The 23,821-nt window shown below is 47.4% G+C and carries 20 protein-coding genes and 1 tRNA gene; 11 read left to right on the forward strand and 10 right to left on the reverse strand.

Annotated elements, in window-relative coordinates:
* Nucleotides 1-64 precede the first annotated feature (64 nt).
* On the reverse strand, nt 65-1,918 hold the full coding sequence (locus ACI2NF_RS04555; RefSeq protein WP_400151774.1) for an FUSC family protein: 1,854 nt from the start codon (nt 1,916-1,918) through the stop codon (nt 65-67).
* Nucleotides 1,919-2,072: 154 nt separating this feature from the next.
* Here ACI2NF_RS04555 and ACI2NF_RS04560 point away from each other — a divergent pair, with 154 nt between their 5' ends.
* Both ACI2NF_RS04560 and pheS read left to right on the forward strand, forming a co-directional pair.
* Complete coding sequence (locus tag ACI2NF_RS04560; RefSeq protein WP_400146714.1) at nt 2,073-3,191, forward strand: tryptophan--tRNA ligase; 1,119 nt, start codon at nt 2,073-2,075, stop codon at nt 3,189-3,191.
* 5 nt (nt 3,192-3,196) lie between these two features.
* Complete coding sequence (gene pheS, locus ACI2NF_RS04565; RefSeq protein ID WP_400146712.1) at nt 3,197-4,720, forward strand: phenylalanine--tRNA ligase subunit alpha; 1,524 nt, start codon at nt 3,197-3,199, stop codon at nt 4,718-4,720.
* Here pheS and ACI2NF_RS04570 read toward each other — a convergent pair.
* Entirely contained in the window at nt 4,717-5,931 is a 1,215-nt protein-coding gene (locus ACI2NF_RS04570) for a hypothetical protein (RefSeq protein ID WP_400210367.1), read from the reverse strand. The genes pheS and ACI2NF_RS04570 overlap by 4 nt on opposite strands.
* Nucleotides 5,932-6,039: 108 nt before the next feature.
* Between ACI2NF_RS04570 and ACI2NF_RS04575 the strand changes: the two genes are divergently transcribed.
* Nucleotides 6,040-6,873: a D-aminoacyl-tRNA deacylase gene (locus ACI2NF_RS04575; RefSeq protein ID WP_400147969.1), complete on the forward strand. Its 834-nt coding sequence runs from the start codon at nt 6,040-6,042 to the stop codon at nt 6,871-6,873.
* Nucleotides 6,874-6,881: 8 nt separating this feature from the next.
* Here ACI2NF_RS04575 and pyrH read toward each other — a convergent pair whose 3' ends face one another.
* The gene (pyrH, locus tag ACI2NF_RS04580; RefSeq protein WP_400147971.1) at nt 6,882-7,565 is read right to left on the reverse strand and encodes a UMP kinase; all 684 of its coding nucleotides are present in this window, start codon (nt 7,563-7,565) and stop codon (nt 6,882-6,884) included.
* 61 nt (nt 7,566-7,626) lie between these two features.
* On the opposite strand from pyrH, the gene prf1 reads away from it, so the two are divergent.
* Genes prf1 through ACI2NF_RS04595 form a run of 3 tightly spaced genes read left to right on the forward strand, consistent with a single transcriptional unit; the run spans nt 7,627 to nt 11,121 of the window.
* A complete protein-coding gene (gene prf1, locus ACI2NF_RS04585) occupies nt 7,627-8,859 on the forward strand; it encodes a peptide chain release factor aRF-1 (protein ID WP_177970847.1) in 1,233 nt (410 codons plus the stop codon).
* A gap of 4 nt (nt 8,860-8,863) precedes the next feature.
* Nucleotides 8,864-10,606, forward strand: a complete 1,743-nt coding sequence (argS, locus tag ACI2NF_RS04590) for an arginine--tRNA ligase (protein WP_400147973.1) — start codon at nt 8,864-8,866, stop codon at nt 10,604-10,606.
* Between the two features lie 2 nt (nt 10,607-10,608).
* On the forward strand, nt 10,609-11,121 hold the full coding sequence (locus tag ACI2NF_RS04595; RefSeq protein WP_400147975.1) for a GNAT family N-acetyltransferase: 513 nt from the start codon (nt 10,609-10,611) through the stop codon (nt 11,119-11,121).
* Between the two features lie 49 nt (nt 11,122-11,170).
* On the opposite strand, the gene ACI2NF_RS04600 is transcribed toward ACI2NF_RS04595, so the two are convergent.
* The 3 genes from ACI2NF_RS04600 to ACI2NF_RS04610 all read right to left on the reverse strand — a co-directional run bounded on the left by ACI2NF_RS04600 (nt 11,171) and on the right by ACI2NF_RS04610 (nt 14,306).
* Complete coding sequence (locus ACI2NF_RS04600; protein ID WP_400147977.1) at nt 11,171-11,812, reverse strand: hypothetical protein; 642 nt, start codon at nt 11,810-11,812, stop codon at nt 11,171-11,173.
* A 10-nt stretch (nt 11,813-11,822) separates the two neighbouring features.
* Nucleotides 11,823-12,986 (reverse strand): formate--phosphoribosylaminoimidazolecarboxamide ligase family protein, encoded by a 1,164-nt coding sequence (locus tag ACI2NF_RS04605; RefSeq protein ID WP_400195701.1) that lies wholly within the window; start codon nt 12,984-12,986, stop codon nt 11,823-11,825.
* A gap of 93 nt (nt 12,987-13,079) precedes the next feature.
* Complete coding sequence (locus tag ACI2NF_RS04610) at nt 13,080-14,306, reverse strand: magnesium transporter (protein ID WP_400211145.1); 1,227 nt, start codon at nt 14,304-14,306, stop codon at nt 13,080-13,082.
* Between the two features lie 235 nt (nt 14,307-14,541).
* Here ACI2NF_RS04610 and ACI2NF_RS04615 point away from each other — a divergent pair, with 235 nt between their 5' ends.
* Both ACI2NF_RS04615 and ACI2NF_RS04620 read left to right on the forward strand, forming a co-directional pair.
* Nucleotides 14,542-15,183 carry a potassium channel family protein gene (locus ACI2NF_RS04615; protein WP_177971493.1) on the forward strand — a complete coding sequence of 214 codons (642 nt, stop codon included), beginning with the start codon at nt 14,542-14,544 and terminating at the stop codon, nt 15,181-15,183.
* On the forward strand, nt 15,180-15,758 hold the full coding sequence (locus ACI2NF_RS04620; protein WP_400211146.1) for a potassium channel family protein: 579 nt from the start codon (nt 15,180-15,182) through the stop codon (nt 15,756-15,758). The genes ACI2NF_RS04615 and ACI2NF_RS04620 overlap by 4 nt, the downstream gene beginning before the upstream one ends.
* Here the strand turns inward: ACI2NF_RS04620 and ACI2NF_RS04625 are convergent, their stop codons facing one another.
* Both ACI2NF_RS04625 and ACI2NF_RS04630 read right to left on the reverse strand, forming a co-directional pair.
* Nucleotides 15,759-16,151 (reverse strand): hypothetical protein, encoded by a 393-nt coding sequence (locus ACI2NF_RS04625; protein WP_400147985.1) that lies wholly within the window; start codon nt 16,149-16,151, stop codon nt 15,759-15,761.
* Between the two features lie 71 nt (nt 16,152-16,222).
* Nucleotides 16,223-16,298 (reverse strand) — tRNA-Gln (locus ACI2NF_RS04630).
* Between the two features lie 277 nt (nt 16,299-16,575).
* Between ACI2NF_RS04630 and ACI2NF_RS04635 the strand changes: the two genes are divergently transcribed.
* Nucleotides 16,576-17,805, forward strand: a complete 1,230-nt coding sequence (locus tag ACI2NF_RS04635; RefSeq protein ID WP_400147987.1) for an ATP-binding protein — start codon at nt 16,576-16,578, stop codon at nt 17,803-17,805.
* Between the two features lie 64 nt (nt 17,806-17,869).
* Here ACI2NF_RS04635 and ACI2NF_RS04640 read toward each other — a convergent pair whose 3' ends face one another.
* A complete protein-coding gene (locus ACI2NF_RS04640; RefSeq protein ID WP_400147989.1) occupies nt 17,870-18,502 on the reverse strand; it encodes an adenylate kinase in 633 nt (210 codons plus the stop codon).
* A 119-nt stretch (nt 18,503-18,621) separates the two neighbouring features.
* Between ACI2NF_RS04640 and ACI2NF_RS04645 the strand changes: the two genes are divergently transcribed.
* Together ACI2NF_RS04645 and ACI2NF_RS04650 are read left to right on the forward strand one after the other, a co-directional pair.
* Entirely contained in the window at nt 18,622-20,058 is a 1,437-nt protein-coding gene (locus tag ACI2NF_RS04645; RefSeq protein ID WP_400205379.1) for an FAD-binding oxidoreductase, read from the forward strand.
* A gap of 227 nt (nt 20,059-20,285) precedes the next feature.
* Nucleotides 20,286-23,117: a DUF3427 domain-containing protein gene (locus ACI2NF_RS04650; RefSeq protein ID WP_400211147.1), complete on the forward strand. Its 2,832-nt coding sequence runs from the start codon at nt 20,286-20,288 to the stop codon at nt 23,115-23,117.
* Here ACI2NF_RS04650 and ACI2NF_RS04655 read toward each other — a convergent pair whose 3' ends face one another.
* On the reverse strand, nt 23,118-23,774 hold the full coding sequence (locus ACI2NF_RS04655; protein ID WP_400197065.1) for a site-2 protease family protein: 657 nt from the start codon (nt 23,772-23,774) through the stop codon (nt 23,118-23,120).
* Nucleotides 23,775-23,821: the final 47 nt, after the last annotated feature.

Genomic DNA, 23,821 nt, shown 5'->3' on the forward strand with positions numbered 1-23,821 from the left:
ACCCTCTTCAGAGATTCGGGACAGGACATGATCGTTGTCCCGTCCCTTCTGAACGGTGTGATGATCAGAATCTGACGACCGCATCGACATACAACGAGCGGTTCTCTCTGTAAGCACGGACAGCATCTTGTCCCATCATGAGCAGATCGGATTCCTTGTCATCCATGTTATGCAGCATAGATTCCATATCTATCTCCCTGCCATCATGGGTGGATACGATCTCTGCGAAGCGATCCTTGCATTCTTGGTCTACATCCATCATCGAGTTGGACAGCATGACGCATCCTGCCATGAACGCATTCTGTGCAGCAAGGAGTTTCTCAACCTGTGGATCAGAATCCCTTCCGACATTGACCTGTATTTTTGCCGATATGTTGTTGGCGGTGAGCCTCAGGAATCTATCCTCTGTACAATCCATATCTCCCTTCGCAGCTTTGGCAAGATTATCAAGCTGCCTAGACGATATCTCAAGATACCTTGCGGAGAGTTTCAGATTCTCGTCACGTATGTGGTACGGTAACAGGACATGGTTGGCAAGTGTAGCTAATACGACGCCTGCGAGTATGTACAGCACGCGTTCGAGGACCACAGGTTCCGATGGATCCGCCATCGAGGCTGCCAAAAGGGCCATCAATGTCACAAATATCATCATCAGATCGTATCTCTTTGGATCCACAACAGTGTAGATGTAACTGATCATCAATGTGACGATGGCAAGCGATTCAGCCGTTCCTCCGAAGAGAGATACAAGAGCGATGAATATGCATGCGCCGACCAATGTGCCGACTATACGCATCGAGGATTTGGTCCATGATCCCTCCACATATGGTTGGACGATGGCGACGGTCGTGAACAACAACCATTTAGCATTCTCCAATTCCCAATATTGCCATATGAAGGCCCATACGGTGAACAGTGTGGCCATACGGACGGCGAATGTGAATCTCACAGAATCCGTGCGCAGATTCTCCTTCATGATCGTTCTGAACTTGAACGCACGAGGGACCTCACCATCCTCATCGACCATATCCTCGGAGTTCTCCAAGGCTGTGAGTTCGAGCATTATCGCTTTAACGGATGCTAAGATCGCAAGGTCCGCATCATGGTTCCTTTGGAGGAATCCATCAGCACGGGAACAGAATTCATCAAGGGACATGGAATCGTTCTCATAGGAAGCAAGATCATCCATGAGTGATGCCACTTCTTTGATGATACTAGGATCACGTTCACGAAGGCATATCGATCTACCGAGACTCTGGAGCGATGCGACAAGATCCATGACGGGACGATCCTTCGGATTGATGAAGAAACCGTCCTTCATACGATCGTATACGGTGGAGTTGACGTTGGAACAGACCTTATCGAGTTCATCGGTCGTGGTGATGCTACCAGACAATACCTTGTCACACTCCTTACCGATCGCATCGCACATGGATACTATGGCATTGTGGCAGGTCCTCTCCATCTTGTTACGGTTCAGCAACACATTCAATCCTACTGTGAGTATAGAACCGACCATGAGCGCAAGGATGCGTATGGGGAGTTCCTCCAATGTCACCGGCATGGACATCATGAATGCATATCCCAAAAGGAACGGGAAATGCATAGGGGATTTCATGTCATGCATCGTGATGAAGGTCGTCAGGAAGACGAATGAGAAATTCACTACTATACCAAGGAATGGATTCATCAGCGAGATGAAGGCACCGAAGCCCATGGCTAAGGTGAACATCATAAGGCTCATCAGATTCGACAGAGGCCTTACTGACAGGTCCCTGCCAAGCATCATGAGTGCGATGATGACGACGAAAACACCGACTAGGGAGTTCTTCTGACCGAATATAGCAGTGAATATTCCAACGAACAGACAGAGTGCTAAGAAGAACAGACTCTTATTGATCAGTGTTTTCGCATCCATGTGTTCATCACCCGCTCCTTCTATTTCAAGATTTCACGTCGTGGATGCGAGTTCAATCGAGAACAATTGACCAGAAAAGTCTCATCGCGCATGCATCTTTCATTTCCTTCGCGCGAGTATTTATAAGGATTACACATTCCTGGCAAACGAGCATATGACAGAATTCACCGTCACACCATGGGAAGTAACAGGGGATATCGATTATGATGAGCTTCAGAGGAAGTTCGGGACATCACCTATCGATGATGAGGTCCTTAGGAGATTGTCCAAATACGGAGAACTCCACCCAATGCTCAAGCGCGGGATATTCTATTCGCACAGGGACCTGATCCCGCTCCTTGACAGTTATGATAAGGGCGATGAGTTCATGCTCTACACAGGAAGGGGCCCATCAGGCAACACACATCTCGGCCATATGATGCCTTGGATCTTCAACAAATGGGTCCAGGACACGTTCAAAGTGCCGATGTTCTTCCAAATGACGGATGATGAGAAGTTCCTCTTCAAGGACCTTACGCTCCACGATACGAGGAATATGGCCTATGAGAATGCATTGGATTTCATCGCATTGGGCTTCGATACGGAGAAGACGAAGATCATCCTCGACACCGAGTGCATCAAGACGCTGTATCCGATCGCACTCAAGGTCGCCAAGAAGGTGACATTCTCCACTGCAAAGGCGGTATTCGGATTCGAGAATTCTTCTAACATCGGTCAGATATTCTTCACGACGATGCAGACCGCACCTGCATTCCTCGCTTCAGAGATCTATGGCAAACAGATGCCATGCCTCATACCCTGCGGTATCGATCAGGATCCGCATTTCAGAGTGACCAGGGATGTCGCTCCCGGTCTGAACTATCCAAAGCCCAGTATGCTGTACTGTAAGATGTTCCCTGGGCTCAGCGGTGCGGACAAGATGTCATCTTCCGATGAGAACGCCACCATTTACACAACGGACACACCCAAAGCTGTGAAGAAGAAGGTCGGAAGAGCGTTCACAGGAGGGTGTGTTTCAGTAGAGGAACAGAGGCAGAAGGGAGGCAATCCTGATGTCTGTGCAGTTTTCAAGTACAATTATTACATGTTCGAGCATGACGACAAGAAACTCGAAGAGATGATCCACAAGTGTAGGAATGGAGAGATACTCTGTGGCGAATGCAAACAGGCGCTCACCGAGAAGATCAACGTGTTCCTCGAGGACCATCAGGCAAAGAGAGAGGAGGCGAAGGAGGTCGTGGACAGCATGACCTTCGACGGTTTCAAGTGGTGATGGTCATGGGGATAAAGGAGATCGTTGACAGTCTTAGTTACAAGGAAAAGAAGTTGCTCATAGCGTTGGATGATATGGGGGGAGTGGCAACACCCGCCGAGATCATGGACAAGGGGATATTCGATCTCGAAGTTGAGGTCATGGGTTCCGCATCATGGTTGAATATCAAGGAATTGGCAACCATCGAATCCGAACAGGCCGAATTCTATTCCATCGCTGACATGCAGAAGGCGGAGCAAGGACTCTTCGAGAGACGTGCCGTCGATGCCATCGGTGCAGCAGGCGGTTCCTTGACGATGGAGGGTCTTGCCGAAGCTATGCCCAACGGCGATGATAAGATCGCGGTCGGATGGTTGAAGAGGAAGGGTCTTGCCGACATCAAGAAGGATGGAGATTCGAAGATACTCGTTCTTACCGAATTGGGTAAGAAGGCACTCACCGAGAAGATGCCTGATGAATTGCTTGTCGACAGGCTTATGCAGGCACCGATCCCCAAGTCGGACGTGGATCCGAAATCGATCAAGGATCTCATAGGGCACTATGGATTGATCTCAGAGGATGTCGATGTGAAGAAGACCATCAGGTTGACCGATCTAGGTAAAGAGGTCGCTTCATCAGGCATAGAGCTGAAGGAAGAGGTCACACAGGTCACGGACACACTCATACAGAGCGGTAAATGGAAGGATGTGGAGATCAGGAAATACGATGTGCAGACATTCGCACCTGCAGTATATCCCGCAAAGAAACATCCTCTTTCAAGATTGGGTGCAGAGGTCAGGAAGCTGTACACAGACATGGGATTCACCGAGATGGATGACGAGTTCGTAGAACCTGCATTCTGGGATCTTGACGTGTTGTACGTTCCACAGGATCACCCTGCAAGGGAGTTGCAGGATACTTTCTATCTTTCCAATCCTTCGAAGTTCGATCTCTCTGAGTATGGCGATCTTGTTGACACCGTGAAGGAGATCCACGAGAATGGTGGGGATACGGGATCCACAGGCTGGGGCGGAGAATGGTCGAGGGAGATGGCTGAACAGGCCATGCTCAGGACACACACCACTGTGAATTCCATAAAATACATCTCTAAACACCCCGAGGCGCCCGCAAAGGTGTTCTCGCTCTCCAGGATATTCAGGAAGGAATCCATCGATGCTACGCATCTTCCGGAATTCACACAGATCGAAGGTATCGTCATCGATGAGAACGCAAACTTCGATATGCTGATATCATTGGTGAAGGAGTTCTACGCCAAGATGGGATTCGATCAGATCAGGATAAGGCCTGCCTACTTCCCGTACACTGAGCCTTCTCTAGAACTCGAGGTGTTCTTCAACGGCAAGTGGATGGAACTTGGTGGCGCAGGTATCTTCAGACCAGAGGTCGTGGAGCCATTCGGCGTCAAGTGTCCTGTCCTTGCATGGGGATTCGGATTCGAGAGACTTGCGATGTTGAAATGGAACATCACTGATATCCGTGATCTCTACATATCCGATATAGATGATCTCAAGAAGAACAGGACGTTCTAAGATATCATCGAATGGATGAGGAGGTCTATCCTCCTCTTACCTTTTTCCGGAACGGATGCCCTAGCTTTCATGAGATGGGCGTAACAATCCGAATCCTTTCCTTCTGCCTTATCGATCCTCGCAAGGAGTATGAATTTCTCAACAGCTATATCCACGCGACCTATGTCACATATCCCCTTGATTGAATTGAGAATGATCCTGGCACCTTTATACTCCCCATCCTCGAACATCAATCTCGCTATGCGTATGTTGACCATCGGATCCCTGAGGTCCATCGAATCCAATATCTCCATCGCTCTCTTTCTGTCTCCATTGATGTACGCTAGATCGGATGAATACATCTTCGCAAGGTTTGTATCGGATCTTTCCAATATTTCGATACATTTCTTGACATCCTTCAGATCATTCGTATCGATATCAGCTTCTATCCTTGTCGAGATGACATCCTTGATATATTTCTCCGGAATGGGATACAATGATTGCAACGTCTCGCACAGATCATCCGTGGTCGTGCTGATGAGTTCGTGCATATGGCTACTCACTAACCTACAGGCATCGATGATCCTTCCTGCGTTGACGAGATGATACAATCTCTCATGGAGCATGTTCGTGTCATCTCCTAATTCCTTCACGTGATCCAGCCAGCAATCGGCAGCGAAACTGTGCCAGGATAACAATTCATCAGGTGTTGCTACACTGAGTACATTCTTTCTTAGGAGGTCACTTATCGCTGTCCTTCCGGTGACATCCAAGGGCATAGTGGAGAATCCGCCATTTGGTAGCAGATTCTTGTGGAGAGGTATGCGGATCGTACATGCGCACCCTAGACAATATCTGTCGGCGTCCGTCATACCTTCCAATAGCATGGCGGGATCCTGTCTCTTCATATCTATCATCGAATAGATGTCAACGTTGTTCGACTCCGCTTTTTCAAGGATATTCTTTGCATGATCTAGGCCTAAGGGCGTGAGCATGTAGCATTTCCTCCTGACCTTTCCACCTTTTATGTGAGCTTGTTTCTCATCGACCATCGCTGATTCTTTCAATCTCTTCAGCTCGATGGAGGCGTGTGCACGTGTGATCCCTAGTGATGATGCGATGCCATCCTGCGTTATGTCCCATGGGAGGTTGTAGATGTCATTCGGATTGACATGTCTGTTCCTAAATAGATGAGCGACGATCTTGTCCTTGACGCTTATGATATAGTCCATTATCTCACATATATTGAATATAGTATTAAAATATTAAATCTTATGAACATATATGTTAATATGAGGCCGTTTTAGGTATAAATAGAGGAATAATACTCATCTCATCCGATGGCAACATTACTGGTCTGTTATGAGAAGGATCTCCCGTCTGCGAACATGAAGGAGCAGCTCCTCAAGAAGTGTGAATGGGAGGATTGTGGTACGGATGGTGAGAACTCGTATCTCAGTTGCGATGATATGTGCATCATGACCATACCAGAGAAACATCTCCTCAGTGATCATGTGGACCAGAAGGCCAAAGCACATGGTATCAGTGTAGACAATGTGGTCTTCATGAGCAGGCACAGTGCCGCAAGCGGGATACCTACGCTCACCGTGCACCCGATCGGTAACTACGGTACTGCAGATCTGGGGGGTATGGATAGGAGATTGGTCAGATCCGCACCGCATCTCATGACGAACGCTTTGAGGAGGATCAAGGCGTTGAACGATACGACAGAATACAATGTATCATTCGAGGTCACACATCATGGCCCATATCTCGAATCTCCGACGATGTTCATAGAGATCGGTAGCGAGGAGACGCATTGGGGAGATGTTCATGCGGCAGAGATCTTGGCTGATGTGATATTGTCGATGAGATCGGATGAGGATCATCCTGCTGTGATTGGTGTCGGTGGCGGTCATTATGCACCTAGATTCACCGAATTGGCGTTGACCAAGAAAGTAAGTGTCGGACACATGGTCCCTGTGTATAGGATCGTAGGGTCATCGGACGATGAACTCGCTGAAATGATCTCCAATGCCGCTAAATCGACGGGCACTGATATGGTGTATGTGCACAGGAAATCCATGAAAGGAGCGGAGGAGAGGCGTGTGAACGCGATCATCGATACGCTCGGACTGGAGAGGGTAGGCTCTGAGAGCCTGGATCCTCTATGATGTCCAATTCATTGTGAATTCACGAATGTGCCGTTTATCTCCTTACCGAGGATGGCATTCTTGAGTTCTACAAGGTCCCTTCCGTCGACCATGAGGATATCTATCCTGTGTTCCTTGGCGATCTTCACACCAAGGGGGTCGAATACCGACGATCTGCATGCATCATGCTCATCATACACTATCTCTTCAAGATCGTCTATCGTTATCTTGTCGAGCCTCTTGGCATTAGGATTCGTTCTTGGATCGTCAGTATACACAGCATCAACATTGCTAGCATTGACGATACGGTCTGCATCGCACGCTTTCGCTATCATCGCTGCGACGGCATCGGTCGTATGGCCGGGTTCGGTCCCGCCCATGACGGGTACTTTGCCTATGTGTCTCTCCGATGCGCATTCCTCTGCCGTCTGAGGGACCTTACCTATGCCTGCATCGCCCAATGCGATATCGAGCAGTTTGGCATTCACCTTAGTGACCCCTATCCCCAGTTCATCCAATTGATATGTCGTTCCTCCAAGTTCCTTCCCTGTTTTGGAGTAGTACCTGGAGACCTTCCCGCCTCCACAGACAACCATGATCTCGACCTCTTTCGACACATCTCTCAACATATCTGCAAGTGCCTTGATGTATTTTGCATCGTCCTTCTCTGGGATCAGCACGGAGCCTCCGATCGATACCACAACTCTATCCATGTTCCACACCAATACGTTTATAATTAATCTTATTTTGTGTGTGCATAAGGTCGATGACAATATGAGTGAAACCGAATCCGAACTTAAAGCCAAGTATGATTTCAAGAAGGCCATGAAAGAGATCATGGGTATGCGAGGACGTGGGACCGAGTTGATCTCGGTCTATATCCCGGAATCAAGACAGATATCCGATGTCATGGCGTACCTTAGGGACGAGTATTCACAATCATCGAACATCAAATCAAAATCCACAATGAAGAATGTCCAAGGCGCTATTGATTCGATAATGTCGAGGCTCAAGACATACAAGTCCGCGCCTGAGAAAGGTGTCGTCATCTTCTGCGGAGAGGTTCCCAGGGCAGGGGATCAGACAAGGATGGTGCAATATGTGATCCATCCGCCGGAGGCGATCACAGCCTTCCTTTACAGATGCGACTCATCGTTCTTCACAGAACCTTTGGAGACCATGTTGGTCGATAAGAAATCCTACGGACTCATAACCATCGACAGACGCGAGGCCACCTTGGGAATATTGACAGGGAGCAGGATCATCACCTTGAAACACTTCGACTCATTGGTTCCCAGTAAGCACCACCAGGGAGGACAGTCATCGGTAAGGTTCGAGAGACTCATCGAGATCGCGGCCCACGAGTTCTACAAGAAGGTCGCGGATAACGCTACGGATGTCTTCCTCAACAGGACGGAGTTGGTCGGCATCCTCATAGGCGGACCTGGTGCGACGAAGGATTTCTTCATCAATGAGGGATACCTTCACCATGAACTTCAGAAGAAGGTCATCAAACCCTTCTTCGATACAGGATACACGGATGAGGCAGGACTGAGGGAACTTGTCGATGCCGCAGCCGATACGATTCAGGATATCGATCTCGTCGAGGAGAAGGAATTCGTTCAGAGATTCTTCAGAGAGATAAGGAAGACGGATGGAGGACTCTCCGCTTACGGAGAGGACATGGTCCGCGATGCACTCAACATGGGTGCGGTCAACACACTTCTCCTTTCGGAGAATATCGATAAGAGAAGGATAACCGTGAAGTGCCCTCAGGGTCACACATATGACGCGACTGTAACGGAAGCCGATGATAAGATCCAATGTAAGGAATGCGGTTCAACAGCATCTGTGACAAGGAACGAGGATCTCATCGATGATTTCTTCATGTTGGCAGATGCATACAACACAGAGGTCAAGATAATCTCCGCTGATTCGGAAGAGGGTCAGATGCTGATGACGGCATTCGGAGGTATCGCGGCCATACTCAGGTACAGGATACAGTGATAACATGTCTGTTATGGATAGGTTCAGGACGGAGGTTGACGGTGCCGTCAGATCGGCATTGTCCAAGATGGGCGTGGATTCGGAGTTCTCTATAGAGATCCCCTCAACGGATGCTGCGGACCTGGCGGTCCCTTGTTTCCTCATGTCCAAGGCGCTCAAGAGGGCACCAAAGGATATAGCTGAGGAATTGGCATCGAACATAGAACCATCGGGTCTGATATCCGATGTCAGTGCATTGAACGGTTATCTCAATTTCAAGATGGATGGTGTGAAACTCACAGAAGGCACACTCAAGGATGTGCTGGAGATGAAGGGCAGGTACGGTAGCCTTCCAAACAAGGGCGTGAAGGTCATCGTAGAACACACATCCACCAATCCTACAGGTCCGATACATGTCGGTCGTGCAAGGAATCCCATAATCGGGGATACGTTGGCAAGGATACTCGGTATGTGCGGATATGATGTGAGCACAGAGTATTATGTCAATGACGTTGGTAAACAGGTCGTCATACTCACATGGGGAGTCAACAATCTTACGAAAGAACAGGTCGAGAAGGAGATCGAGGACAGGGGAATGCAGGATGACCGTGACAAGATCGACCACAAATTGGTAGCATACTATCGTCTCGCGAATAAGATGATGGAAGAGGATCCTGCTGTTCAGGAGGAGATCGGTTCCATGCTCAGGAAGTTCGAGGCAGGGGACGAGGAGGTCATCTCCACCGTTAGGAAGACAGCGGAGATAATGCTGAACGGTCTCAAGGAAACGCTCGCTAACATAGATGTCGTTCTCGATACCTACACATGGGAATCGAAATTCATAGCGGACGGTTCTGCAAGGAAGTATGTCGAGGAGTTGAAGCAATCCAAATACGCTGGAGTGGAGGATGATGGCGCTTGCTATCTCGAACTGAAGGATTTCGGTATCCAGGGTAAGAACACGAGATTCACGTTCACAAGAGCGGATGGTACCACCCTTTACACAACACGTGATATAGCATATCACCAGGACAAGTTCAAGAGAGCGGACAAGTTGATAGATGTCCTCGGAGAGGATCAGAAGCTTGGTAACAAACAATTGTGCTGCGCATTGGAGATCCTTGGACAGACCAGGAAACTGGATGCTATGTTCTATTCATTCGTCTCGCTTCCGGAAGGGAAGATGTCCACCAGGAAAGGTGTCGTGGTGTATCTGGACGATCTGATCGACGAGGCCGTATCGAGGGCTTATGATGAGATCAGGTCCAGGCGCGATGATATGCCTGAGGACAGGATGAGGGAGATCGCTAAGATCATCGGTGTCGGTGCGATAAGATACAACATTGTACGTGTACAGCCCGAGAAACAATTGGTATTCAAGTGGGAGGAGGCATTGTCCTTCGACGGTAACAGTGGGCCGTTCCTTCAATATTCATACGCAAGGGCATGCAGCATGCTCAGGAAGGCAGGCGATTTCGAGGAGGTAGTCGACCCATCGCTTTTGACCGATCCGTTCGAATTGAGTCTCATCAAAACAATATCGAAGTTCGAGAGTGTCATCGAACAGGCTGGAGAGAACAGGCGTATCCACCTTCTTCCAGCATATGGGCACGAACTCGCATCTGCATTCAATCAATTCTATGCATCAGTGCCTGTCCTCAACTCCAAAGCTGAGAAGGACGCTCGTTTGACATTGGTTAAATGTTCGAAGATCGTACTCAAGAATGTCCTCGACTGTCTTGGACTCGGTGCACCTGAGGAGATGTGAACATGGAGATCCGCCCGATGAAACTCAAGGATATCATACAGGTCAGGGACCTGGAGATCATGTGCATAAGGGAATATTTCTCTGAGATCCTGGAGAATAAATGGGAGGAGCTTCCACAGGAATGGAAGGATGATCTCGGCGCCAGTAGCAAGAAGGCATTCGGAACGTATCTGGAATCAGGATTGAGTTTCGTTGCCGAGGATGATGGCGAGATAATAGGATTCATCTTCGCACAGATGTTGCATCATGTCAATAATGCGGAGAATCTCGTTTGGGTCGAGAATATGGGTGTGCACCCGTATCTCAGACGCAACGGGATCGGTTACAAGCTTTTACGCACATGCATCGACGCGGGTATGGCCAAAGGCGCTACTGTGATCCACAGTTCCATACAACCGAACAATGTGCCTTCGATAATGTTGCACAAGAAGTTAGGATTCTTCATCGACAGGCGTGAGGTCGCATTGCTCGATTGCAATGACCATAAAGTCCTTCCGAATCAGATGAAAATATGATATGAAGGCCCCTGCACCTTAGGGTGCAGGTGACCTCCATCGAAACAAATCACTTACGTCTGTTACGTTTCGAACCGTCGTAAGTCTTCTTCTCTAAGGATACAGGGTTCGAGGGTTTCGATTCGACCTTGGAGTTCTTCTTCTCCTCAGCCATCTTAGTGAAGATCTTCTCTTCTTTCTTTCCCTTCATCTCCTTCGCCTTAGCATCGGTGTTGGAACGCATCTTTATGAAGATCATGATCGCGATGATTATGATGGCCACAACGATCGCGATGTATGTGACAGGATCCTTCCAGATCGAGTGCTCTACACTTATCGTCCTCTCGAAGGTCTCTGTCTCGCTTCCATTGGATACGCTCACGGAGATTCTCTTGTCGCCTGAACTTCCGAAGTTCCAACTCAGTTTGCATTCCGTTTCGCCGTTGGCCGTTATCTCGAACTTATCCTCTGCATACAATTTCTTGCTGGATGTGTCCTTAACGGTGATGGTCACGGTCATAAGGTCATTGGTCTTATTCTCGACAGGCACCATTATCGTGCCGCCCGACATATCGTCGAAGCTTTTCGTAATTTTCATTTCCCCGCAATTGAAATCGGATGCTGCATCCGACCCATCATCGAGGACGATGAATGGTACCAACGCTAACGTGAGTACCATAACCATCGTGATGATCTTGTTGATATTCCTCATAAGGTCACCATCACGTGATAATCTCGTCGAGACGGTCCTGTTCTATGGCCTTTCTGACTTCCATGGCCAACCTTCTGCCAGTGCTCATCTCTCTTCTCCAGAGTGAGTTACCGTACGGGTGACCTACTGCCATGTGGACGTTGGTCCCTCCTCCGATACGTGGTGCGACATCATAGATGTGGAAGTGAAGGTCCTTATCGACACATGTCTGAAGACAGAATGGGCCGATGATTCCGGGATCGTAATATTTCTTCGTAGCTTCGACGTATTTCTCGGCGAGTTCGAAGGCTTTGTCGAGGAGGGATTCCCTGAGTGTTGCAGAGTTGTGACCGCATACGGTGTATTCGGGGAGGATACCATCGTTCTCGAGCTCCACCTGTTGTTTACCAGGGAGCCTGCAGAATCCATCGAGGGATGATTCGAATCTCCAATCGATTCCTAAGAGTTCGAGTTTGGATCCTTTCTCTTCAAGAGGGGAGTAGAAGAAATCGAGATTGAACACAGGTCCGATGATGTACTGCTCCATCCTTGCGGATTCGAGGAAGTTCTCCTCGATCACACCATCCTTGATGAGTTCCTCTGATTTCTGACAGAATTGTTCGTATGATTTCGCTGTGAAGAATCCTCTTTCGAGTTTCTTCTGTTTGTGGTGGACTTTGACGATCGTGAGACCGACATTATCGATGTCCTCGGGCTTCTCGACCTTCTTGGGTGCAGGGAGATTGGCTTTGTCGAGGATCCAATAATAGTCCTTCTCATCTCCCCTTTCCTCGGACCTCAGGAGATTCCTGCTTCCGACCATCGGTACTTTGAAGTCATTCTCGACTGCATCTATTCCGCAGTATGATACGAAGGAACGGTTCGGGATGAAGAGGATGTTATCTTTCATCATCTTCTCTTGGACCTTGGGATCCAGGATACCATTGAATTTGTCAAGGATGACGGTCTCATCCACGACGCCACGGTAAATGCTTCCGTCCGCATTGTAGTATTTCTTGAAGTATTTGTCAAAGGTCGCCTCTCTTCCTTTCTGACAGATAGCAACGGTCTTGAATCCTTCTGATGTAGCTCCGTCACATGTATCAAGTGCTGAGTGTGATGCGACAACTCCGATCTTCGCTTTCTTGGCGTCATATCCGTCAAGATTTGCCAGAATCTCATCTCTGCTGATCATCTGATTGCCTCGCTTATTGTGTGCCCTATCTCCTATAAGATAATAAGCTAGTCGGTCGCAGGATGTCTGTGCACACATCGGATGTCGATATGTTCAGATCATCATGGTTATGATCGTGACGAGTATCGCAGTTCCCACCATGTCCATGATGGATGATGTGATCGGGATGCAATGGTCATCCGGATCGAGGTCGAACTTGACGGCCGACACTGCGACGTAGTATGATAGGAAATTGATGACCGTCGTCGTGAGGAGACCAGCTATCAGCACTATGGCCATGAGTGTTCCATATCCCAATCCGCTGGGTTGTACGATGTATGCGGCCGTTCCTATGAACAGGAATGTGATCGTCGCCAATATGTAGATGATGAGGAAGTTCTCATATGCCGGACCATTGGGGTATTTCCTTGATTCCATGGTACCTATGTGCAACATGGAACTCAGCCTGGAGGTGAGCATACCTGACAAAGCATTCCCCTCATTCAGGAATGCAGGCAGGAGTACGAGGAGAACGCCATATTTCACGACAGCACTCGTACCGCTCTCCACGATCATCCCTGCGGCTATCTCGAAGAATATGCATATGGTGAGGACAGGCATGGATTGCTTCACTATGCGTTTAGCCTCGTCCATCTTCTTCTTTCTCTTGACCTTTCTCTTCAGGAGAGCCACGGTGACGAAGACCGTCAATGCCAACAACAGGATGCATGTGATATCGATGAATATCCTGTCCGTGTTCAGGACCATCCATGTGGCGAGATAGATCATCGGCACGGTCGCGATATCCCCTGCGGCTGCGATGAGCGGGGCAGTGATGTTATCCACATCCCAATCCCTCTTGTATCCCTCACGTGCGATGATTATGTTGAAGACGATGACTATCGCACCTGCTAGGATACCGCCGACAAGGGAGATGAAGATGAACGATAATGGTTCGATGGTGCGTTCGAAGAACAATTCTATGACGGCCCATCCGATCACACCCATGATCGCAGATAGGCTGAGTGTGAGCACGACCGCTGCTTCGATGTTCGATCTGAGCACACTGTTCTTCTTGAAACTCATCTTGAACGTACCCATGTGCATCGATGTACCTAGACGGCTACCCATGGCACCGAATATGTTCCCGCGCATACCGATCGCGGAATAGATCATGATCATCATCCCGGGGATGAGTATGATGTATTCCTCCATGCTTTTGAGGAAGAGTCCTGCTACGAGGTCTGCTATTGCAGCTATGATCAATGAGATCAGGCCCATGACGAAAACCGACTTGTTACGAATGAAGAATCCGTCGGTATTTCTCTCATCAACCATCATAAAAAATCACCTCATGACATCGCTGTAATCGATTTTGTGAGTGCACATATACTATTAATAGGGGTCGGTGTTGTCTCAGAGGTCTTGAACATCCCTCGTGGTCTAAGCCTTATATATCTCGACTCGGATAGACTTCATGTTGGATTAGATATGCAGACAATTCCGTCTACCGGTTCCGATGATGATTCCGATGGCAGTCATAGCCGTCCGATGAAATTTTTGGAGGTGCTTGTTGATGAGTGAATCCTCAGGTGAATACATGGACCTCGATGACATAGACATGACCGTTCAAGAGATACTTACAGAGATGAAGGACAAATCAGAGGTCATTGTCGATCTGGCCTATGCATCCTTGATGTACAACAGCAGGGATATGGTCGAGAAGGTCAGGAAGATCCAGGATGAGATGGAGGATCTGAAGTATGCTGTCCGTGTGAAGGTCATAATGGCCGCAAGGACGAAGGAAGAGGCCAAACAGCTTTCTGGGATCCTACAGATCGCATCTGCGGCGGATAGGATCGCAAGATCTGCAGGAGATATAGCGAAATTGATCGATGTCCCTCCCGAGAAGAGACCGTTCATAACAAATCTCATCAATGAATCTGGTGAGAAATTCCGTATCACGCGCATATCCGACAAATCCGATATGGCAGGTCACACGATAGGCGATTTGGCTGTTGAGGCATGCACAGGTACCAGGATAATCGCATTGAAGAATCGTCATGGGTGGACATACGACCCTGATGATACGGCCAAATTGCGTGCCGGTGATGATATCATCGTTCGTGGTTCTGATGGAGGTTTCGAACGTCTGCAGAGATTCGCAGCAGGATTGGAGCCATGGGAATTCCCGGAGAAGGATGGTGATGACGAATGATGAACAAGATCGAGACTATGTTGCTCGAATTGAAGGACACATCCGAATTCATGGTCGATCTGGCATATTCCTCATTACTGTACAACAACAGTGAGATCGCAGAGGAAGTCATATTCCTCGAAGGCATGATGGACGAGCTTGGGGCAGCGATACAGGAGCAGTTGCTGAATGTTGCGAAGGACAATCCTGATGTCGTTGCGAAGTTCTCGGTAATCCTGAGGTTGCAGATGGCGGCGGAGGAGATCGCTAACGCGGCCGCATCCATCGCCGATGTCGTATTGAGGGGATTGGGAGAACACCCGGTAATACAGATGAGCATACAGGAATCGGAGGTCACGATCGAGAGAGCGACCGTGAGTGACGATTCTATACTCGTCGGTAAGAAATTCGGCGACATAAGGCTTGGAAGCATCTCAGGCATGTATGTCATCGCCATAAAGCGCGGTAATCAGTTCATATACGGCCCTGATAAATTCACGACGATCAACGCAGGCGATGTGCTCATAGCTAGGGGCCCTGAAGAGAGTGCTGATTACTTCATGGATCTCGCAACGGGTGAGGCCAGAGAATTCTGATCATCTCGTCTCTTCATAGACGCCGTACCAGAGTCTTGCATTGGTTGAGAACATATAGAGAACAGCGAACGCTGTGAATATTGACAGTATGTATCTCATCGGTCCGATGTAGAACAATCCGATGATGCTCCCTGCGAGTATGACGATCATGAACATCAAAGATGCGGACCACATGTACTTGACCCTTTTGAGAAGTCCAATCGCAGATGCGATATTGACTATGCCTATCAACAGGATGCTGTACGCATTATCCTCATTGAACGAGAGTAATTCTGGAATGGCGATGTCTGCAACATAGACCAAGAATACGAATATCGAACCTATCCCGATAATGGTGTACGCCAGACCGAGTACCGCCATCGTCGTGAAATCCTTTCCAGATGTCTCTGTCATTGTCCGTATGATGGTGACATTCGTATAAATCGATGTTCCTAGCCAGTGAACATGATGATTGAATGAGAAATTGGTAGCCTCATGCAGATTCGAACTGCAGTCCCCAGATCCAGAGTCTAGGATGATTGACCACTACACTATGAGGCTGTTGAACGGACTATATCGGACCCTATAATAAAACTTTCGAATAACGACCACATTGCTCGTGCTTCATAATGAGTATGGCACGGCCCATGTATTTTCAAGAGGTTCATTCGAACCATCGTCAGGTATGCACACTTCCATCGCCATGTGGGGAACAGTCTTGCAGATCATCACTGTCATAATGTAATTCATAGATTACAAAATCATATTTCAATCAATTTTGGTTTCTATAAATTACAGTTTAGATAATTATATCAATTTGTATGACATAGATAACATCATGGAAGAACACAATTGGCCCTTGCATCCACGTAAGCAATACATGGATCAACTACGTGCTTTGAAGGACGCCCCATTCATCAAAGCGATAACAGGCCTACGTAGAACAGGCAAATCCACTTTGATGGACATGTTCAGATCGGAACTCATGGCCTCCAATATCGATCCGAAGGACATCTTCTACATCAACCTTGAAGAGGATGATGAGAACACCCCTAGGGATCATAGGGCTTTGACCGATCTCGTAAGATCCAATATCGAAGTAGGGAAAGGGAAATATCTGTTCTTCGATGAGATACAGAATGTAGATGGATGGGAATCATCCATCAGAACATTCTATGACCATGGCGCAGACATATACATCACAGGTTCCAATTCGAAGATGTTGTCTTCGCAACTCTCTACAAAATTATCTGGTAGGGCTGTCGAGATATCAGTGGCGCCCCTGATGTTCTCTGAATACATCGAGTTCAGAAAAGATAGTTTACACTCCGATGAAAGGTTGTTCAGCGATTACATTCGCTACGGGGGACTTCCTGCGATCACGATCTCAATGGATAGACAACCCGCGAGGATCATATCGGAGATGATATCTGGAATATACAACACCGTATACGTCAAGGATGTTGTCGAGAGACACCAGATAAGGAATCCTGTCGGTCTGAGCAATCTCATCAGATTCCTTATGCGTAACATCGGTGACAGAACATCGTCAAGAAAAATATCCAATGTCATAACGGGTAGCGGGATCAAACTAAGTCATAATGCGATCGAGGAATATCTGGAATACATCGAAGAGGCATTCATCGCCCTACGTGCAAAGCGTATGGACATCAAGACATTGGAATATCTCAAGACACAGGATAAGTTCTATGCTCAGGATCTTGGCGTAAGGAACTACCTTAGTACATTCAGGGAAGATGATATGGATGGCATTTTGGAGAATGTCGTTTATAATGAACTCATTTACAGATATGGCGACGTATGTGTGTGTTCTGTAGGTAGATATGAGGTCGATTTCATGGTGGATCCTTTGCATAGGCCATCATACTTCCAGGTATGTATGGATATTAAGGACGAATCAACCAGAGAGAGGGAGCTCAGACCTCTGAGGGCCATCTCAGACAATTATCCTAAGACTGTGATAACGTATGACAGATTCATGTTGGATGATATCGATGGCATCAGGATCGTCAACATAATCGATTGGTTGAAAGAGTGGCCTGGATAGAATCCATCCAAGCCACTATGATATGTAAGAATATGAAAAGAGTTTGAATGGGAGTATATCCCATTCAATTCTTTACGATACCTTCGATCTTCTTGAAGATATCTTCGATACTACCTTCATCCCCCTTGACGGTGACGAGTTTTCCTTTCTTCTGGTAGTAGTCGATGAGGGGGAATGTGTTCTTCCTGTAGACATCAAGCCTGTTCTTCACAGTCTCCTCCTTGTCATCATCCCTCTGATAGAGTTGTGCACCGCATTTGTCGCAGATGCCTTCCTTCTTCGGGGGTTTGTTGGACAGGTTGTATACAGCCTTACAGTCAGGGCATGAACGTCTCTGAGTGAGCCTCTGTACGAGTATCTCATCAGGAACATCTATGTTCAAGGCCATGTCCACATCGAGGATCTCTCCCAATGCATCAGCCTGTTCGATGGTCCTTGGGAAACCGTCAAGGAGGAATGCACCATCGAGGCCATCGATCTTCTCCTTCATCATGCCGATGATGACATCATTCGGCACGAGTCCTCCGGCGTCCATGTATTCCTTGGCTTTCTTTCCTAGTTCTGTACCATTCCTTACAGCCTCACGGAGCATATCTCCGGTGGAAAGGCTCACGAAACCCAACCTATCGCAGAGGATCTCTGCTTGGGTGCCCTTACCTGCCCCAGGAGGGCCGAGAAGTACGATCTTTGTCTTCATGGGGTGAGGATAGGCAAGTTACATATTACACCTTTGTTCGACACTAGCCTCGAGTATCTGTCGGAACGACTGTTTTATAATACAGCTAGCTATTGGTGTATAGCAAATAGGTGATATCCGTGAACCAGAAGATTATAGACAGTATCGAGAAGATAGTCGGAAAGGAAGGTTATTCGACAAGGGTCGCTGACCTGTACACATACGGTTTCGACGCATCAATATTCCATACGACACCAGAGATGATCATACAGCCCAGGTCCACGGAACAGGTGTCCGAGGTCATGAAGATCGCAGATGCCTACAACATACCCGTGGTCCCCAGAGGCGCAGGTACAGGACTTTGTGGCTCAGCCGTACCTATCAAGGGCGGTATCGTCATGGACATGAGCAGGATGAACAAGGTCCTTCAGATAAGTGTCGGGGATCTGTGGGCAGAGGTCGAGGCAGGTTGTGTGTACAACGATTTCAACGCTGCCATCGGTAAATACGGATTCTTCTTCCCTTGCAACCCCGGATCTGCGGAGGCTTGCGAGATCGGAGGCATGGTCGCTGCGAACGCATCGGGAATGAGGGCGGTCAAATACGGTGCGACAAGGGATTTCGTTCTTGGATTGACATTCGTCAAGGCTAACGGAGAGATCGTGAATGCCGGTACGAAGACCATAAAGGATTCATCAGGATATCAGTTGGCCCGTCTTCTCTGTGGAAGCGAGGGTACATTGGGTATAATCACAAAGGTCACGATCAAGCTCTTGGCCAAACCCAAATCTACGGCATCCTGTCTCTGTTCGTTCAATTCAGTCCATGATGCAGGAAAATGTATCTCTGCGATCATAGCGGAACCGTTGATCCCGGCATCATGCGAGCTCATGGATTCCGTATCGATCGAAGCTGTGAATAACTCGCAGGGTAACCCGCTCCCTGATTGTAAGGCATTGATCATCGTTGAATGCGATGGAGAGCCTGAACAGGTCGAGAGGGATCTCAAAACGGTCGAGAGGATCGCTAAGGACATCGGGGCTACGACGGTCACTGCGACACACGACAAGAAACAGATCGCAGCATGGACATCCGCAAGGAAGGCAGTCATGACATCATTGTCCGCATTGAAACCCGGATTCTCATCAGTATCACTCGCTGATGACATGGGCGTCCCTGTCTCGAAGATACCTGATGCGGTACTTGCATTCCAGAAGATTGCAGAGAAGTACAGGGTGACGATAGCGACATACGGACATGCATCGGACGGTAACCTTCACACGAAGATGCTCTTGGACCCGCTTGACAAGGATGAGTGGGACAGAGGCGTGAAGGCAGTGAGCGAGATATTCGATGTTTGTATCGAACTCGGCGGCACCGTCACAGGAGAACACGGAGTAGGTATCTCCAAAGCGCCTGATTTCCAGAAGGAGAGGGCGACAGAGCTCTCAACGATCAGAGCGATCAAACAGGCATTCGATCCCAAGAACATACTCAACCCTGGAAAGTTGGAGCAGTGGGAAGGATCGATCCTTGGTAAGGTACCTCTTAGGTATCCCTGTAAGGACTACATGTGAGGATGTCGTGGGCCTCCAGCCCACATATCTCAAACCCATTAATTCATCAATTCTTTGCTAACATATTCTCTGGACGTTTGTTCGTCCGAACCTGATTTTCCGGTAATTATAAAGCAGCATAGGCTGATGCCAACGACATGATCATATTGGCGTTAGATGACGATCTGGAAAAAGTCTTCTTTCGCACCCGCATTTGGTGAACGCACAATAGGAAACAGGTCGACAGAATGGATGAACAATTGTTATACTCAGGACTTCACAAGGGATTCATAGATTCATCCGTATCTGCTGATGAATCATTGACTCCGCAATTCATCACCAATGATTATGATCGCGGAGAGAAGGTCATAACGTCATTGAAGAGCAAAATGGCCTCATGTGACAGTTTCATGTTCTCCGTAGCATTCGTCACATACGGTGGAGTGAACGCTCTTTTGAATGAATTCAAGAATCTCATGAACAGAGGAGTTCATGGGAAGATCATCGTATCCCAATATCAGAACTTCACACAGCCTGAGGCGTTGCGCAGATTGATCGCATTTTCGAACATAGAATTGAGGATAGTAACAGAAGAGCAATCCAGGATGCATTCCAAATGTTACATCTTCGAGAGGAATGGCGGTTATGACATCCTCATCGGGAGCAGCAATCTCACTAATGAGGCGTTGTGTTCGAACTGCGAGTGGAACGTTCTTCTGAATTCTAACTCATCTGGTGAGATCGCAGAGGAGATGGTGTCGGAATTCAACAGACTCTTCGAATCATCTACACCTGTAACTACTGAATGGATAAGATCATACCAAGATATCTATGACGAACTCAGAGATTATCGTAAAAGTGTCGCTCTTGAAACATCGAATGCGAGTTCGCTTGCAGAGAGGATAGTTCCGAATAGGATGCAGTCAGATGCATTAGCGAATCTGAAGCGCATAAGGGATGAAGGCGGAAAGAGAGCATTGGTGATATCTGCGACAGGAAGCGGAAAGACATACCTTGCAGCATTCGACGCCAAGGTCTTCGGCGGCAGGTTCCTGTACCTTGTCCATAGAAAGAACGTCTTGTTCAAATCTGTAAAAAGTTTTGAGAAAGTAATGGGTGGCACTCGTAGTATCCATGTTTTTGATGTCTTAGAAGGCGATACTGGTGCAGATTGTATGTTTTCTACGAGACAAACCATGTCTAATCCAAATGTATTGAATTTATTTTCACGTGATAGATTTGACTACATACTCATCGATGAAGCACATGGCGCTGGTTCCGAAACATATCAACGTATCATATCATACTTCAATCCAAAATTCCTTCTTGGGATGACGGCTACGCCTGATCGCCTCGATGGTTATGATATATACTCTCTTTTTGACCATAACATTGCATACGAGATACGTTTGAAAGAGGCACTGGAATACAATCTCATTTGTCCATTCCACTATTTTGGATTATCGGATTTGACACTTGAAGGAGAAACAGTTGATGACCTGTCATTGTTCAAAAAGATTGATTACGAATCTAGGGTCGACCATATAGTGAGTGAAGCACGTTTCTATGGACATGGAGGTAAGAGGTTGAAAGGTCTTATCTTCTGTCAAAGGATAGATGAAGCAAAGATTCTGTCGACACTATTCAATCGTAAAGGTCTGAGAACGGAGTGGGTATCTGGTAATCTGTCACCGGATGTTGTGGAAGGATTTATTGAAAGGTTGGAATTGGATGAAGGGGAATTGTGTTTGGATTACCTCATTTCCGTTGATTTATTCAAAGAGGGCACAGACATACCTTCGATCAACCAGTTGATTATGCTCCGCCCCACAGAATCTCCCATCGTATACATTCAACAATTGGGGAGAGGGTTGAGAAAAAACGGTGGGAAAGATTTCCTGGTCGTACTTGACTTTGTAGCCAATTACGAGAAGAATTACAACATCCCTCTGGCTCTTTCCGATGACCGTTCATATAATAAGAGCGAAGCAAGGAAGTTCATAGCTGCTGGAGATTCGATGGTTTATGGGAATTCCACGATCAGTTTTGATGAGATAACGAAGAAGAGGATTTACGATTCAATAGACAAAGCAAATTTCAAAGATTCATCAATGTTGAGGGGGGCATACAAGGATCTCAGAAACAAGATCGGTTCCATTCCTGAGTTGATCGATTTTAGAAAATACGGTTCTGTCGATGCGTTGAAATTCATCGAGAAGTGGGGTTCATATCATGAGTTCCTTTCGAAGGGTGTTGAGAAGGAATATGATGTTACATTGTCGAAAGAACAGGCGGATGTATTGAAATACATCTCAAAGATAATCGCTCCTGGTAAGAGATCGTTGGAAATCCTTGCTTTAGAGGCTTTGAACAACGGCTGTGATGATTTCAACGGTCTCATTCATTCATTACGTCCGAAGATAACCGATAGTGCGTTGAAGAACATCATCGGCGTTTTCGACGGAACATTCTACAATAATAACATCTCTATAATGGAAGACAATCATGTGTCCGATTCATATCTTTCGATGTTGTCGAATGAATGGTTCAAACGTCATATCGATTGGTTGATAGCCCTTGGAAAGGACAACAATGAACGTCTTTACAAGAACACATATCGCGGTACCGATTTCGTTCTGAACAGGATGTACACGTACGATGATGTCTGTCGTTTCTGCAATCGGGCACAGAACGTGAGTGCTCAGATTATAGGCGGTTACAAGTACAACGAAGATAGCAACACATTTTGCGTGTTCATCAATTACAAGAAGGGCGAAGGAGTCGTGGAATCCCAGAGATATGATGATCGTTTCGAGAATCGTAATGTATTATTGGCAGTATCAAAGTCCACTGAGGGTCGTAACGCTAAGAACATGGTCCGCGTACGCGATCACAAAGCAAACGGGACGACGATCCACCTCTTCATGAGGAAGAACAAGGATGACGAAGGTTCCAAAGAATTCTATTATCTAGGCATGATGGATTTCGTAGAATTCATCGGCGATGGGAAACCTGTGGAGATAAGATATCGTCTTTACGATACCGTACGTTATGACATCTACGAGTACATGATCGGTTGATCAAGCATTGATGACGATGCGAGTGATGATGAGGAACGCTATGGATAAAGCGATCATCATGCTATAGACCATGCCATTCCATCTCAATATCTTACCACCGTCAAGCGGTCCGATCGGAAGCATGTTGAAGACAGCAAGGAAAGAGTTCAGGTATGCGAGCACCAGAAGTATCGCTCCGACCTTCGAGTACATTCCGCCGAATATCATCGCCAATATGAGCGATATAGCACAGAGTACGATGTTCACAGCAGGCCCTGCGACACTGATCTTACCGTTCTGTTCCTCTGTTATGTATCCGTTTATGTAGACGGCGCCAGGCATGGCGAAGAGGAATCCGAAGAATGATGAAATCAGACATATCATCAGACCGAACGGATACATCCTGAATTCGGACCATGCACCAAATCTCTGCGCAGTGAATTTGTGCCCCATCTCATGCATCATGAAACTCGTTATCACGAAAATGAACGACACACCGAACCAGCAGAGGATGTTGGTGACATAATCGTCACTGAAGAAACCATTGTTGTTCCTATAGATGAGTGTGAAAGATACGCTCAACACCAGGATGGCTATAGATATGTCACGTATCTCTATCCTGCTGAATTTGGGTTTCCTGAACCCGGGATTGATATGCCTGACTCCTGGTGTGTCCATATTCTTCTTTGGGTCAAGAGTGATATCTTATTATAATGTTTATCGCT

Source organism: Candidatus Methanarcanum hacksteinii (genome assembly GCF_964305265.1).
Lineage (GTDB): Archaea > Thermoplasmatota > Thermoplasmata > Methanomassiliicoccales > Methanomethylophilaceae > Methanarcanum > Methanarcanum hacksteinii.

Excerpts from the sequence above, each read along its gene's own strand:
- ACI2NF_RS04640 (WP_400147989.1), bottom strand. The coding sequence starts at position 18,502 with ATGAAGACAAAGATCGTACTTCTCGGCCCTCCTGGGGCAGGTAAGGGC.
- ACI2NF_RS04655 (WP_400197065.1), bottom strand. The coding sequence starts at position 23,774 with ATGGACACACCAGGAGTCAGGCATATCAATCCCGGGTTCAGGAAACCC.
- ACI2NF_RS04570 (WP_400210367.1), bottom strand. The coding sequence starts at position 5,931 with ATGGACTATATCATAAGCGTCAAGGACAAGATCGTCGCTCATCTATTT.
- ACI2NF_RS04615 (WP_177971493.1), top strand. The coding sequence starts at position 14,542 with ATGAGTGAATCCTCAGGTGAATACATGGACCTCGATGACATAGACATG.
- ACI2NF_RS04555 (WP_400151774.1), bottom strand. The coding sequence starts at position 1,918 with ATGGATGCGAAAACACTGATCAATAAGAGTCTGTTCTTCTTAGCACTC.
- ACI2NF_RS04650 (WP_400211147.1), top strand. The coding sequence starts at position 20,286 with ATGGATGAACAATTGTTATACTCAGGACTTCACAAGGGATTCATAGAT.
- ACI2NF_RS04560 (WP_400146714.1), top strand. The coding sequence starts at position 2,073 with ATGACAGAATTCACCGTCACACCATGGGAAGTAACAGGGGATATCGAT.
- ACI2NF_RS04595 (WP_400147975.1), top strand. The coding sequence starts at position 10,609 with ATGGAGATCCGCCCGATGAAACTCAAGGATATCATACAGGTCAGGGAC.
- prf1 (WP_177970847.1), top strand. The coding sequence starts at position 7,627 with ATGAGTGAAACCGAATCCGAACTTAAAGCCAAGTATGATTTCAAGAAG.
- ACI2NF_RS04575 (WP_400147969.1), top strand. The coding sequence starts at position 6,040 with ATGGCAACATTACTGGTCTGTTATGAGAAGGATCTCCCGTCTGCGAAC.
- ACI2NF_RS04610 (WP_400211145.1), bottom strand. The coding sequence starts at position 14,306 with ATGATGGTTGATGAGAGAAATACCGACGGATTCTTCATTCGTAACAAG.
- ACI2NF_RS04600 (WP_400147977.1), bottom strand. The coding sequence starts at position 11,812 with ATGAGGAATATCAACAAGATCATCACGATGGTTATGGTACTCACGTTA.
- ACI2NF_RS04620 (WP_400211146.1), top strand. The coding sequence starts at position 15,180 with ATGATGAACAAGATCGAGACTATGTTGCTCGAATTGAAGGACACATCC.
- ACI2NF_RS04605 (WP_400195701.1), bottom strand. The coding sequence starts at position 12,986 with ATGATCAGCAGAGATGAGATTCTGGCAAATCTTGACGGATATGACGCC.
- ACI2NF_RS04625 (WP_400147985.1), bottom strand. The coding sequence starts at position 16,151 with ATGACAGAGACATCTGGAAAGGATTTCACGACGATGGCGGTACTCGGT.
- argS (WP_400147973.1), top strand. The coding sequence starts at position 8,864 with ATGTCTGTTATGGATAGGTTCAGGACGGAGGTTGACGGTGCCGTCAGA.
- pyrH (WP_400147971.1), bottom strand. The coding sequence starts at position 7,565 with ATGGATAGAGTTGTGGTATCGATCGGAGGCTCCGTGCTGATCCCAGAG.
- ACI2NF_RS04635 (WP_400147987.1), top strand. The coding sequence starts at position 16,576 with ATGGAAGAACACAATTGGCCCTTGCATCCACGTAAGCAATACATGGAT.
- pheS (WP_400146712.1), top strand. The coding sequence starts at position 3,197 with ATGGGGATAAAGGAGATCGTTGACAGTCTTAGTTACAAGGAAAAGAAG.